Source organism: Microbacterium azadirachtae (genome assembly GCF_000956505.1).
In the GTDB taxonomy this organism is placed as follows: Bacteria; Actinomycetota; Actinomycetes; order Actinomycetales; family Microbacteriaceae; genus Microbacterium; species Microbacterium azadirachtae_A.
In genome coordinates this window covers 306,537-320,517 of the sequence record NZ_JYIX01000036.1, presented here as the reverse complement: position 1 = coordinate 320,517, position 13,981 = coordinate 306,537, and the positions used below count along the sequence as shown (strand labels likewise).

The 13,981-nt window shown below is 72.6% G+C and carries 9 protein-coding genes; all 9 read right to left on the bottom strand.

The window, feature by feature from the left end; translation table 11 throughout:
* Nucleotides 1-62: 62 nt before the first annotated feature.
* Nucleotides 63-2,489, bottom strand: coding sequence for an HAD-IC family P-type ATPase (locus RS86_RS12795; protein WP_082076759.1), 2,427 nt, complete (start codon nucleotides 2,487-2,489; stop codon nucleotides 63-65).
* A gap of 58 nt (nucleotides 2,490-2,547) precedes the next feature.
* Nucleotides 2,548-3,831: an MFS transporter gene (locus RS86_RS12790; protein WP_045272625.1), complete on the bottom strand. Its 1,284-nt coding sequence runs from the start codon at nucleotides 3,829-3,831 to the stop codon at nucleotides 2,548-2,550.
* On the bottom strand, nucleotides 3,828-4,415 hold the full coding sequence (locus tag RS86_RS12785; protein WP_045272624.1) for a winged helix-turn-helix domain-containing protein: 588 nt from the start codon (nucleotides 4,413-4,415) through the stop codon (nucleotides 3,828-3,830). The genes RS86_RS12790 and RS86_RS12785 overlap by 4 nt, the downstream gene beginning before the upstream one ends.
* A gap of 78 nt (nucleotides 4,416-4,493) precedes the next feature.
* The gene (locus RS86_RS12780) at nucleotides 4,494-5,198 is read right to left on the bottom strand and encodes an ABC transporter ATP-binding protein (protein WP_045272623.1); all 705 of its coding nucleotides are present in this window, start codon (nucleotides 5,196-5,198) and stop codon (nucleotides 4,494-4,496) included.
* Nucleotides 5,195-6,124: an ABC transporter ATP-binding protein gene (locus RS86_RS12775; RefSeq protein ID WP_045272622.1), complete on the bottom strand. Its 930-nt coding sequence runs from the start codon at nucleotides 6,122-6,124 to the stop codon at nucleotides 5,195-5,197. Before RS86_RS12775 ends, RS86_RS12780 begins: the two co-directional genes overlap by 4 nt.
* A 77-nt stretch (nucleotides 6,125-6,201) precedes the next feature.
* Nucleotides 6,202-8,862, bottom strand: coding sequence for an FtsX-like permease family protein (locus RS86_RS12770; protein WP_045272621.1), 2,661 nt, complete (start codon nucleotides 8,860-8,862; stop codon nucleotides 6,202-6,204).
* Nucleotides 8,859-11,213, bottom strand: a complete 2,355-nt coding sequence (locus RS86_RS12765) for a hypothetical protein (RefSeq protein ID WP_152642161.1) — start codon at nucleotides 11,211-11,213, stop codon at nucleotides 8,859-8,861. Before RS86_RS12765 ends, RS86_RS12770 begins: the two co-directional genes overlap by 4 nt.
* Before the next feature lie 151 nt (nucleotides 11,214-11,364).
* Entirely contained in the window at nucleotides 11,365-12,630 is a 1,266-nt protein-coding gene (locus RS86_RS12760) for an MFS transporter (protein WP_045272619.1), read from the bottom strand.
* Between the two features lie 85 nt (nucleotides 12,631-12,715).
* Entirely contained in the window at nucleotides 12,716-13,921 is a 1,206-nt protein-coding gene (locus tag RS86_RS12755; protein ID WP_045272618.1) for a trans-sulfuration enzyme family protein, read from the bottom strand.
* Between the last annotated feature and the right edge of the window lie 60 nt (nucleotides 13,922-13,981).

Below are 13,981 nucleotides of genomic sequence, written 5' to 3'. Positions count from 1 at the left end.
ACTCGAAGGTGGGGGAAGCCGGAGGGGGCGGGGAGAGCGGGTCCGGGGTGAGGGAGAGCTGGTCAGGGGTGAGGGAGCGCGGCGCGGCGCTGGCGGCGGCGGGAGACGGCGCCGTAGATCGCACGCAGGACGGCGCGCGCGCCGAAGCGCACCGCGATCCCGGCGGCACCGAACGCGCACGCGATCAGCACGGCGCGGGGATCGTGCAGGTCGACGTCGAAGACCTGGGATCCGAGCGGGGTGAGGATCACGACCAGCATGCCGCCGATCATGGCGCCCACGAGCCCGAGCTTCCATGGCTGGAAAGGCCTGGCCACCGTGATCAGCACGAAGAACGCCACGATCACGAGAGCGAGGAATCCGGTCGACGCGTTCTGCACGCGCTCGCTGTGCTCCGTGCCGAAGACCGCACGTGCGGTCAGGTACGCGCCGTAGGAGGCGAGCGCGGCGCCGATGCCCCCCGGCACGGCCGCGTCGAGCACCCGCCGCACGAAGCCGTCCTGAGCGCGGGCGGTGTTCGGCGCGAGGGCGAGGAAGAACGCGGGGATCCCGATCGTGAACCAGGCGATCAGCGTGACGTGCCGGGGCAGGAACGGGAACGGCACGGCGGTGACCGCGACCAGCAGCGCGAGCAGGATCGAGTACAGCGTCTTCGTGAGGAACAGGGTCGCGACCCGTTCGATGTTGCCGATCACTCGGCGCCCCTCCGCGACCACGTGCGGCAGCGTGGCGAAGGAGTTGTCCAGCAGCACGATGCGCGACACGGCGCGGGCGGCCGGGGAGCCGGATCCCATCGCCACGCCGACGTCGGCGTCCTTGAGCGCGAGCACGTCGTTGACGCCGTCGCCGGTCATCGCGACGACGCGGCCGTCCCCCTGCAGCGCGTGCACCATCGCACGCTTCTGGGTCGGCGTGACCCGGCCGAACGCGGTGCGGTCGCGCACCTCGGTGTCGAAATGCGCCGATTCCGGATCCAGGGTGCGGGCATCGACCGCGTTGCGCCCGTTCGGGACGCCGGCCTCGGCGGCGATCGCGCCGACCGCGGCCGCGTTGTCGCCGGAGATGACCTTGATGTCGACGTCCTGCTCCGCGAAGTACGCGATGGCACCTGGTGCCTCGGCGCGCAGCCGCTGGTCCAGGATCACGAGCGCGGTCGCGACGAGACCGCCCGGAAGCCCGTCGCCGGGTTCCTCCGGATCCGGCAGCGCGCGGTCGCTGCGCGCGAGGGCGAGCACGCGCAGGCCTTCGGACGCGAGTGCATCGGAGCGGCTGCGGGCCGCGTCGCCGACGGCGAGCAGCACATCAGGAGCGCCGAGCACCCAGCTCTCCACGGCGCCCGTAGCGGCATCGGCCGTCTGCATCGCGGCCCATTTGCGCGATGAGGAGAACGCGATAGAGGTCTGCGCCACGAGCGCCGGCGCATCGCCGACGTGCTCCAGGATCGCGGCCATGCTGGCGTTGGGCTTGCCCTCGGCACGGCCGATCGCGGCGAGGGCGGCTTCGATGCGATCGTCGTCCACGCCGAGGCGCTCGACGGCACCCACCCGCATGCCGTCCTCGGTCAGGGTCCCGGTCTTGTCCGTGCACACCACGTCGACGCGGGCCAGCTGCTCGATCGCCGGCAGGTCCTGCACGAGGCAGTTCCGGCGTCCGAGGCGGATCACGCCCACGGCCATCGCGACGCTCGTCATGAGCACGAGGCCTTCCGGCACCATCGGCACCAGCGCGGCGACAAGACCGCGCACCGCATCGCGCCAGTCCTCCGCATGGCCCCAGATCTGGTTGACGATCGTGAGCACGCCGACCGGGATCAGCGCCCAGGTCACGTACTTCAGGATCTGATCGATCCCGGCGCGCAGCTGCGAGGACGGCTTGCGGAACTCGGACGCCTCCTTGGCGAGGCGGGCGGCGTACGCGTGCTCGCCGACGGCGGTGGCACGGAAGCTCGCGGACCCGGCGGCGACGAAGCTGCCGGACTTGAGCTCGTATCCGGCCGCGGCGAGGACCGGTTCCGACTCGCCCGTGAGCAGCGACTCGTCCACCTCGAGACCCGTCGCATCGAGCACCTCGCCGTCCACCGGGATCTGATCGCCGGCCGCGACGAGCACGACATCGTCGAGCACGACCTCTTCCACATCGATCTCCGCGATGCCTTCGGCGCGCTCGACGCGGGCGGGGGCCTTGCTGAGCAGTGCGAGCCGGTCCAGGGTGCGCTTGGCACGCACCTCCTGCACCATTCCGACCACGCTGTTCACGATGATGAGCAGCCCGAACAGCCCGTCGATGAAGTAGCCGGTGCCCAGGATGAGCAGGAACATCACGAGGTAGATCCCGTTCACGCGCGTGAAGGCGTTCGCGCGGAAGATCTCGCCGAAACTGCGACTCGTGCGCGACTCGATGGCGTTGCTCTCGCCGCGAGAGATCCTCTCGGCCACCTGCGCGGCGGTCAACGGGGCACGGGTCGCCTGGGCAGGGCTTCCGGGTGTCATGCGATCACCGTAACAGCGCGAGGCCCGCACAACCCGGGGCCGCCCCGCGCCGTGCCGCTCACGCCGCGTTCAGCGCGGCCCTCCGGCTGCGCTCCTGGCGCAGCGCCGGCAGATAGCAGGCCGCACCGAGGATGCTGAACGCCCCGGCGACGATGGTCGCGGTCGCGGCGGAGGTCGCCCCCGCGAACGCCGTGAGCACGAGCAGTCCGATGCTGTACGCACCTCCGGAGACCATCGAATTGAGCGAGAGCACGGTCGCCCTGGTGGATCGGTCCGCCTCGCGATGCAGCAGTGCGGAGTGCATCGGCCCCGCGGCGCCGTGGGCGAGATAGGTCAGGCCGTAGCCGATGAGCAGGCCGACGACTCCCGAGGACAGCCCCATGACGACCACGAACGCGCCGTTCAGGATCCGGCTCAGGATCGCCGTCCAGGTCACGCCGATCACGCCGCTCAGCCGGCTCGCGAGCAGGGATCCGACCGCGAACAGTCCCCACGCGGCCGCCGACGCCGGGCCGAACACCGCGGCGGCCGCGGCCTCTCCGCCGAGCATTCCCTCGAGCTGCACCGGGGTCAGCGTCTCGAAGCCGATCATCGCGACGGACCAGAACACCTCGACGAGCACGAGACCCGCGAGCACCCGGGAGCTCGCCGCACGGCGCAGGCCATCGACGATCGTCCGCGGGGTCTGCCGCGCGGCGCGCAGCATGGTCGGAACCGCACGGGTCGGCGCCGCCCCCTCCTGGGGACTGTCCCGCACCAGCACGACGACGAGCACGGTGTATCCGATATAGAGGCCGATCGCCACGATCAGCGGCAGCACGAGCGCGGACAGTGCGGAGAGCGGATGCCACGCGACCAGCAGGCCGCCGAGCAGCGCCCCACCCGCGATCGCCACGCCGAGCACCGTACCGGCCTTCGCGAGGGGGTTCGCGACCTCGGCCTGCGGATCGTGCTCGTGCACCGCGTCGACGAACCACGCCTCGAGCGAGCCGGAGTCGAGCACACGGAAGACACCCTGCAGCAGCAGCGACACCGCGAACAGCGCATACGAGTCGGCGAGCAGGAAGAGCACGCTCGCGGCGACCGCGAGCACTCCCGACGCGGCGAGCACCGGGCGGCGTCCGAGCGTATCGGAGAGGGCTCCGGTCGGCAGTTCCAGGGCGAGCGCCACGAACCCCTGGATGGCGAGGATCGAGCCGACCTCAGCGATCGAGAGCCCGCGCTCGAGCGGAAGCAGCACGGTCACTCCCAGGGTCACGCCGACCGGGAGCCAGCGCAGCGCCGTGAGCAGGAGCAGGCGGCGCTGCGCCGCGGAGATCGCGCGCGCGGCCTCCGCATTCATGACTCCCCCGGCGGGTCGAGGTCGATCGGGGTGACCTGCACGGCCACGTGCACCCGTCGCGCGGCCGGATCCCCGTCGCCGAGACGTCGGTACTTCTCGGTCAGCACGTCGATCTCGTCGTGGAAGGCGGCGAGCTGATCCGGCGTCACGGTGAGCAGCGCGTCATCGAGCCCGAGCCTGTCGACCCACGCAGCGGGCCAGGAGGCCTCGACATCGAGCCAGCGCTCGGCCCGCGCGGCGAACTGCCGAACGTAGTCGCGACGCAGCCAGCCGAGTGCGGTGTGCGCATCCTCATCGTCCGCGAAGGCGGAGTTGCTCCAGGAGTGGTAATCGGTGCTCGCACGCCAGATCCGTCGCTTACCAGCGCCCTCGCCCGTGTCGGCGACCAGCCCCACGTCCTCGAGGGCGCGCAGGTGATAGCTCGTCGCCCCCGTGTTCGTGCTCAGCGCGGCGGCCAGTTGCGTCGCCGTCGCGGGGCCGTGCACGCGCAACTCGCTGAGCAGACGCGAGCGCAGCGGATGCGCGAGCACGCGCACCGCCCGCTCGTCGAGGCGCATGCCGACGGGGCGTTCCGGGGTTTCCATGCCCACACTCTTGCATGCATAGATTCTGTGCACAAGAGTTCTGCACAGAATCCATGCATGCCGAGCGGGATCAGGACATCAGCGATGCCCCGTCTTCGCCGCGAGCGCACGGGGCCCGAGCTCGCGCAGCACGCCGTCGTGCAGGTCGAGCACGCGATCGGCGCGCGTGAGCATGGCCGCATCGTGTGTGGCCACGACGGCGGCGGTGCCCCGCTCGTGCACGAGGCCCGCGATGAGATCCATGATCTGCGCGCCCGTCTCGCTGTCCAGCTGCGCGGTCGGCTCGTCGGCGATCAGCACCGCCGGATCCATGACCAGCGCACGGGCGATTCCGACGCGCTGCTGCTGTCCGCCGGAGAGCTCGGCCGGGCGCTGCCGCGCGTGGTCGGCGAGCCCCACCGCCTCCAGCGCGCGGATCACCCGCTGCTCCCGTTCCACCACCGCGGTGCGCCGGATCCGCAGCGGGACCTCCACGTTCTCGGCCGCGGAGAGCACCGGCAGCAGCCCCGCGGTCTGGAAGATGGAGGCGATCCGCTCCCCCAGCAGGTGGCTCGCGTCCCCCGTGCTGATGTCGTGCTCGTCCAGCAGCACCCGCCCGCGCGTGGGCCGGTCGAGGCCTCCGAGCATCGTCAGCAGCGTGGTCTTGCCGGAACCCGAGCGCCCGGTGATCACGACGAGCTCCCCCGCCGAGACCGTCAGGTCGACCTCGCGCACCGCGGTGACATCTCCGCCGGGCGCGGCGAACACGCGGGTCAGCCCCTCCGCGCGCAGGACCTCGGTCATGACTGCCCCTCCCCCGGTGACAGCGCTTCGTCCGCCCCCGGCTCCGGCTCCGCGGAGGAAGCACTCGGCGCGACGCGCACGTGATCGGCCTCGAGCGACAGCCGCACCCTGTCGCGCAGGTCGAGCGCGCTCACGAACTCGCCGGGCAGCTGCATGCGGCCCGCCCGGTCGAGCACCGCGAACTCCTGCGCGATCCGGACCTCCCGCCCCTCGTCATCGGTATGCGTGCTGCGCAGGGTCTCGGTCGAGGTGCGGCCGTCGCGGATCCGCACCGTACGGTCGACGTGCTCGGACACCGCAGCGTCGTGCGTCACGATGAGGGTCGTGACGCCGTGCTCGGTGTTGACGGCCTGCATCGCGGCGAGCACATCCGCGCTCGTGCGCTCGTCCAGCTCGCCGGTCGGCTCGTCGGCGAGCAGCACGCGCGGCTCGTTCGCGAGCGCGACCGCGATCGCCACCCGCTGCTTCTGGCCCCCGCTCAGCTGAGCGGGTCGCTGCTCGGCCACATCGGCGACGTCGAGCAGTTCGAGCAGCGCCTGCGCACGGCCCGCGCGTTCCGCCTTCGGCACCACGCGGGCGACGCCGTGCGCCAGGGCGATGTTCTCGCGTGCCGTGAGGTACGGCAGCAGGTTGCGCCCGGACTGCTGCCAGACGAAGCCGACGCTGCGCCGGCGATAGCGCAGCCGTTCGGCGCCGCGCATCGTCACGAGGTCGTGCCCGGCGACGCGGGCGCTCCCGGCGGTCGGCCCGTCGAGTCCGGCGAGGATCCCGAGCAGCGTCGATTTCCCGGATCCGGAGGCGCCGACGAGCGCGACCATCTCCCCCGCCTGCACGCGCAGGTCCAGCCCCTGCAGCGCCTGCACCTCGACGCCCTTGGCGGTGAAGATCCGCACCAGACCCTCGCACGCGATGTCGACATCGGTCATCGTCCGATCCCTCCTGCTGCGGTCATGACCCCTCGCTCCTCGTCGTCGTGGACATCCTTCTTCTCGACCGTCATCCCTCACCCCTCGTCATCCGCGACCCGGATCGCCTCGGCGCTGCGCAGCCGCATCGCGGTGGCGGTCGCCAGCAGGATCGCCACCGCGGTGACCGCGGCGAAGCCCAGCACCGCCGCAGCGAGCCATCCGGGCGGCAGGCTCAGCGCCGGGGCCGTCTCGCCGCCCGTGAAACCGCGCAGGTCCAGCGCCCCGATCACGAGCCATGACATCGCGAGGCCCGAGGCGACGCCCACGGGCAGCGCGATCACCAACGCCGGCCCCACCTCCCACGCCACGAGCGGGAGTTCCCTGCGCCGCGGATAGCCGACCGCCCGCAGCAGGGCGAGCAGGCGGGCGCGCGCCACGGATCCGAGCATCAGCGTCTGCAGGACCGCGACCGCGAGCAGCACGGCGACGATCGCGGCAGACACCATCAGCGCAACGCGCAGGGCGGACGACGCCGGATCCGAGGCCGACTGCGCGATGAGCTGATCGGCAGTGGTCACCGTCGCGGTCTCGCCGAGCCGCGCGGCCAGTTCCTTCGAGACCGCGGGCGGGTCGTTCCCCTGGGCCACCGCCGCGAACAGCTTCGTGACCACCGGCGAGCTGACGCCGATGCGGTCGATGTTCCCGCGGTCGACGATCACCCACTTCTCCGTGTTGCCGAACGGGGTGCGCTGCGCGGTGTGCGCGACGACCCGCACAGGGTGGCCGTTCACCGTGAGCCCGTCGCCGAACCGTGCGAGCAGCTGGTCCGACGCGACGACCGGGACGCTCCCGCCCGAGGTCGCCGCGAGTGAGGCGGGCATCGGCAGAGCGCCGTCGAATCCCTGCTGCACGCGGGCGAAGGCGTTCCGGTCGACCGCGTAGACGCGCACGCGATCGGTGACCCCCTCGGACGCGCCCTGGCCGATCTCATCCGCGTCCAGAGTCGCGACCGCCGCGACGCCGGGGATCTTCCGGGCTGCGGCGATCTGCGCCTCCTCCACGTACGGCATCGACACCGCGATGTCGGCGCCGGTGGCGTCCCGCGCGGTGCGGCCGATCCCGTCCGAGACGGTCGCGGCGAACGAGACCGCGAAGACCGCCACCGCGAGGCCGATCACGGCGGCGAGGGCGGGCGCCGTGCGCAGCGCGGCGTCGCGCAAGGCACGGGCGGGGCCCAGCAGCGAGATGAGTCCGGTGCGGCGGCGCGCGGCGCGCAGCAGCGCGTCCAGCAGGAGCGGGAGCAGCCTCAGCACCGCCGCCGTGCCCACCGCGCCGATCAGCACCGGCATCGCGAGCAGCACCGGATCCACCCGCAGCGACTCGCCGCGGCTCTGCAGGATCACGGCGACGGCGACCGCGAGCGCCACGACCACGGCCTCGCCCACGAGGCGGGTCAACGGACGCCTCCGCTGCGCGGATCCGTCACGTCGTTCCGTCCGTCGCAGGTCCGCCACGACCGTGAACGGGACTGTGCACACCGGCACGAGCACGAGCACGCCCGCCACGAGCATCGTCAGCGCATCCGGTCCGCCCCGAGCCAGCATGGCGCCCGCCGCGAGCCCGATCGCGGCGCCGAGGATCCCGAGCAGCAGCGCTTCGCCACCGAGCACGACGCACAGCTGCACGAGCGACGCACCCCTGGCGCGGGCGAGCCAGGCGGCCCTCCGGCGGCGCAGAGCCAGCTGCCGCCCGGCCAGCGCCAGCACCACGGCCGCCACCGCGAGCGGGCCCACGGCCGCGACGGAGACGACCGCGACGAGGGCGCTGCCCCGCGTGACGCCGCGATCCAGGGCGTCGGCGACGGGAGAGGAGAACTGCAGGCCGTTGTCGAAGAAGTCGCCGCTGGACCCGACATGCACGGGGTTCGCCATGAACAGCCGCAGCTGGGTGCTCACCGTCGCCGCGTCACCGGCGGAGATCCTGCTCACATCGAGCGGGATCCAGGCGAATGTCGCGGCCTGGGTGAGCAGATCGCCGAGGACGCCCGCCTCGTCCGGAGCCATGAAGCCGACCGTCTGCAGGATGATGTCGCCCATCGGCGTGTACTGGACGGTCGGCGCACGCGAGCCGACCAGCATGTCCCAGTCGAGGTCATCGGTGCCGCTCGGTGCGACCAGGCCGGTGAGTGTGACAGGGAGTCCCTGCCGATCGCGCACCTCTCCGACCTTCCAGTCCAGCTCGGCGGCCGACTTCTCGCTGAGCACGATCTCGATGCCCTCCGCGGGATCGGTGACCCGGGGATACGCGCCCTGCACGAGGCGACTGCGCTGCTCGAGCCCCGGATCCATGATCAACTGCACGGCATTGCGCGGCGTCTTCCGATCGCCCTGCAGTTCGATCGCACGGAAGTCTCCGACGGCCCGGGGCGCGCCCAGCGCGCTGCGCAGCGGCTCGGGCTGGCGATCCCGTTGCGCCTGCAGCGCCGAGAGGGGCTCCGACCACACGTCCGTCTTGCCAGGACCTCCCCGCTGCATGCCCACGATCCAGGACTGCACCGCCGTCAGCGGGCGGCCGATCTCGGGGATGTCGCGGAGCTGATGCTGCACGGTGGCGGTGCGCGCCTGGTCGATGAGCGGCGGCACCAGCGCGCCCGCGAGGGTCATGGCGGCGATCGCGAGCACGAGGAAGGCGGACAGCAGCGGCGTCGTGAGCGCGGTGCGCAGCACGACGGCGGGCGTCCCTGGATGGCGCGTCATGCTCCGCTCCCCCACATCACGGGCAGGACGAGCGCCACCACGGCGAATCCCGCGGCCGCACCGCCGAGGAGGCCGAAGACCGCGATCCCCGTCACCTCACCCAGCCGCGCGGAGCGCTGACGGCCCGCGCCGAGTCCGAGAGCGCGCAGTGCGGTGCGCTCCTCGTTCCTGCGGGAGCGGTCCGCAGCGACGGCGGCGAGGAACCCGAGCAGCCCGAGAAGGGCGGCGGCCGCGGATCCGATGGTCAGCAGGATCGTGGCTGTCCCGGTGACCGGCGCGGTGCTCACCGCGGCGGCGGTCAGAATCCGCATCGGCGTACTCGCCCTCGTGCGGACCTCCGTTGCGGCGGCCGAGGCGTCCGAGGTCGAGAGCCACAGCTCGTTCGACGGCAGTCCCCCGGCCCTCGCGGCGGCGGCCTTGCGGTCGGCGAGGATCCCGGGGCCGGATCCGATGCCCGCGATCGTCGGCACGATCGCGGCGACCTGCGCCGGCAGTCGCGTGCCCTCGGGGCGCAGCGTGATCGAGAAGGTCGTGCCCCTCACGGCGCCGAGTCGCTGCGCGAGCGCCGCGGTGATCGCCACCGGGAGAACGGATCCGGACCCCCCGGCGATGGCTGACTGATCCGAGGCGGGGATCGCCTCGGCGGACGGGTCGGCGGCGAGGAACGCCACCGCGTCCGACCCGATATCGGCGTCTCTGCTCAGAACCTCCGCGGCGCGCGTCACCATCGGCAGCGCCGCGGCCTCCGTCGCGGTGAGCGGAACGGCGCCCTGCCCCGCGACCGACACCCGCACGTCGAGCCCGAGCGCCGCGCGGACCTCGCTGCGGTCCACGGCAGCGGCGAGCGGGGCCGCGCCGAGCGCCATGGTCGCGGATCCGGCCGCCAGCGCCATGCACAGGATCGCCACGGCGACGCTGCCGGCGCGCCGCGCGATCTGGCGCAGAGGCAGCACGGGCATGATCCCCCGGCCGCTGCGCGCCGCGCGTTCGGCCACCGCCGCCACGAGCACGGCGAGCACGGGAACGAGCAGCCCGAGCGCGAGGAGCGCCACCGCACCGGCCGCGGAGGCGACGGGATCCGCCGCGCCGCCCTCCGAGATCACGCCGCCCTGCGCGAAGAGCTGCCAGAGCGCGAACGCGGCCAGGGCTGTGACGATCAGGGTCGGCACCAGCAGCGCCGTCACGATGCCGCGTCCGGCATCCGAGCGGGTCCCGGACGTCGGGGCGGACGCGCGCGCCGCGGTGACGGCGGCCGCCGCCGCCGCGATGAGCACGGTCAGCGCTGCGGCCACGATCGTCGGGAGGCCTGGCGAGGCGAGCGGGAGCATCACGATCAGGGCGAGGACGGCGCCCGCACCCGTCGCCGCCGCGGCCTCTCCCGCGGCTCCGGCCGCGATACCGGTCACCGCGGCGCCCCGAGCGCGGATCAGACGCAGCTCCTCGCGGCGCGCACCCGCCACGGACGTCAGGATCACGGCGATCGCGATCGCCCCCAGAGCGACGATGATCGCGGTGGGCACCGCCATCATGCCCCGGGCGACGCCGACGGCGCGCGTCTGCCGGTCCAGCAGATCGCCGAGCGAGCCGCCGACCGCCGTGCTGGATCGACTGTCGGGGTCGACCTTGGCCGGGAGCTGCGGCAGTCGGGCCAGTCCGGCGCGATACGCGCTCAGGCTGTCGGCCGTCAGCGCGATCGGCGCGATGGTCCAGGTCACGGTCGGCGTGGTCCACAGCCGCGTCATATCGTCGTCGGTGATCAGCACGGGCCCTGCGGCGCCGCCGGAGTCGCCGGACGCCACCGCGGGATCGCCGGCCCAGGCCGGCGCGGCGGGATCCTTCGCCCGCCAGGTGCCGACGACCAAGACTTCGACGGTCCCTCCCGAGGCATCCGCACCGAGCCGGATCCGGTCGCCGATCCGCCAGCCGCGGATCTCCGCCGCGGCCGTCAGCACGGCCGCCTCGCCGGACCGGGCCGGCCAGGCGCCATCGACGAGATCACCGCGATCGGTGACACCTTCTCCGCCGATCGCCTGCACGGCATCGGGGTTGCCCAGGGAGATCTGACTCACCGCGGTCCGGCTGACGGCGACCGGCGCTCCCGCGAAGGCCTTCGCGATCGCCGCGCGGACAGCACGGTCCTGCGCCGCGGGGTCCTCGGTGCTCAGCGCGGTGACGGTCGCGACGCGCGTTCCGGACTCCGCGTGCTCCGCCACCTGACGCACGCCGTGATCCACGAGCCGCCCCGAGAGGGCGTCGAGCCCGCCCACACCGAGAACGACGAGTCCGGCGGCGAGCAGGACGAGCAGGAGTCGCGCGGTCTGCTGCCGCGCCCGCCTCACCGCAAACGTCATCGTCCTCGCCCGTGTCACCGACTGCTCCGCACGCCCACGATGGGATCGTTACCGATCCGTACGAAACGCACGTCCCCCCATCCTGAGGGCACCGCCACCGCCGCGCAATGGTTTCTTTGCGAACTCTGTGAATCGGCTTCGCGAGGCCCGCTCAGGCCGCGCCGGTCTCGGCCACGGCCGGGGCCGCCAGGCCGTTGGCCGCGACCGGCAGCCGCCGTTCCAGGGCGATCGCGAGCACGCAGATCAGCACCGAGCCCGCCACCATGGCGACGATGAACCACATCTGGCGCCCCTCTCCGAGCAGCAGCCCTGCGGCGATCGGCCCCGCGATCGCCCCGCCCTGGAAGGCCGCGGCGTTGATCGCGTTGTACCGCCCGCGGCTGCGGTCAGAGGCGAGGTCGTTGCAGATCGCGGGCACTGTGGGCTGCAGCATGGTCTCCCCAAAGGCGAAGACTCCCATGAAAAGCAGCACGCCGATGGCCGCGGCGAGCGATTCCGGCAGCAGCCCGGTGAGGCCGAGGAGCACCCAGGAGAACCCCCAGATGAGGGTCATCACCTGCATCACCCTGGTGCGGCGGCGCCCCGTGATGAGCTTCAGGACGGCGAACTGCAGCAGCACGATGACGGCGGTGTTCACCGCGAAGGCGAAGCCGATCACCTGCGTCGAGACGCCAGACACCTGCCGCGCGAACGCCGGGAAGCCTCCCTCCATCTGTCCGTAGCCGATGAACACGGCGAGGAAGGTCAGCAGGGTGAGCCACAGCACGGCCGGCCTCCGCAGGATCTGCCGGTATCCCTCCGCCTCGGTCTCGTGCTCCGCGGAGGGATCCGCGTGAGTGCGCACATGCCGCAGCGGCCCGAGCAGCAGCGCCATCGGGATGAGCGAGCTCACCGCGTCGATGAGGAAGATCGCGGTGAACGTCTCCGGCCGGTGCACGTCGATGAAGAAGCCGCCGATGATGCCACCCACGCCGATGCCGAGGTTGACCAGGGCGAAGTTCACGCCGAAGTACTGCTGACGCAGCTCGCCCGAGACGATCGTGGCGATCAGTGCATTGAAGCCCGGCCAGGAGACGCCGAAGTTCACCCCGATCAGCACGAGCGCGATCGCCGCGACCGTGGGCGACGTCGCGAAGGCGAGGAGCGTGCAGCCCGCGATCATCGCCACGAGGCCCGCCAGCAGCACCCTCCGGGCGCCGTAGCGGTCGATCAGCGTTCCGCCGGGCCCCGTCACGACGAGTCCGGTGATGGCGATCACGCTCATCAGCGCGCCGGAGACGCCCAGGTCGAAGCCGCGCACCTCGTGGAGGTAGATGATCGTGAAGGGCAGGGTCAGTCCACGGCCCAGCGTCTGGATGGCGACGGTGGACAGCAGCCAGCGCCCCGGGGTGGGGAGCGCGGCCCAGAAGGTTCTCATTCCGGTCACCGCACAATTCTGCCGGTGGCCACGGACATTCCCTCTCCCCTGGCGCTCTCAGCGCGTCGGGCTCGGGGCGCCGCACTCAGCGCACGGCGACGCCGATCCTGGCGAGGGCCTGCGCGAGGTCGCCGATCAGGTCCTCCGGATCCTCCAGGCCGATCGAGAGCCGCACGATTTCCGCGCCGGGGCGGGCCTCTGCCGCGACGGGCCGGTGGGTGAGCGCCGCGGGGTGCTGCACGAGCGAGTCGACACCGCCGAGCGACACCGCGTGCGTGAACAGCCGCACCGATCCGGTGAGGGCCTCCGCGGCCGCGTAGCCGTCGCGCAGTCGCACGGCGATCATCGCGCCGCCACCGCGCATCTGCCGCGGGATGAGACCGCGCTCATCGTCGATGCCGGGGTAGAACACCTCGGCCACGGCCGGGTGCTCGGCGAGCCACGCGACGACGCGCTCCGCGGAGCGCTGCTGCCGCTCCATGCGCACCGGCAGGGTCGCGAGACCGCGGTGCAGCAGGTAGGCGCCGAGCGGGTGCAGCAGCGCGCCCGTGATCGCGCGCACGCGGCGCAGCGCCTGTGCCGTCTCCTCGGAGCACGCGATGACGCCGGCGATCACGTCGCCGTGCCCGCCGATGTACTTGGTCGCGCTGTGCAGCGACATCCGCGCGCCCAGGTCGAGCGGGTTCTGCAGCAGCGGCGTCGCGAAGGTGTTGTCCACGAGCACGGGCACGTCCCCCGCCTGCGCGACGACCGCGGCGATGTCGACCATGTCCAGGGTGGGGTTGCCGGGAGTCTCGACGACCACGAGGCCGGTGTCGGCGCGCAGGTGCGCGCGTACCTCGCCCTCCGCACAGAAGGTCGCCTCCGCGCCCAGCAGCCCGGAATCGAGCAGGTGGTCCGTGCCGCCGTAGAGCGGGCGCACGGCCAGGATGTGATGCTTGCCCATCGCCGTGGTGTGCGACAGGATCGCGGCCGTCATCGCGGCCATGCCGCTCGAGAAGGCGACGGCGGCCTCGGCGTGCTCGAGCTCGGCGAGTCCCTCCTCGAACCGGGCGACCGTCGGGTTCCACAGCCGGGCGTACACGTTGCCGCCGTCGGGCAGCGGGTGCCCCCCGGTCGCCATCGACTCGTAGGAGTCGCCCCCGTGCACGATGTCGGGCAGCGGGTTGGTCGAGGAGAGGTCGATCGGCGGGGCGTGCACGCCGAGAGCGGCGAGGTCGGCCCGACCGGCATGCACCGCCACGGTCTCGGGTCGCAGGGGCGTGTCATGCAGGGAATCGTCGTCGATCATGATCCCAGGATCCTTCTGCGCGCAGTGATCCGCCAGATCTATTGCTGCAGGAAGGCATCC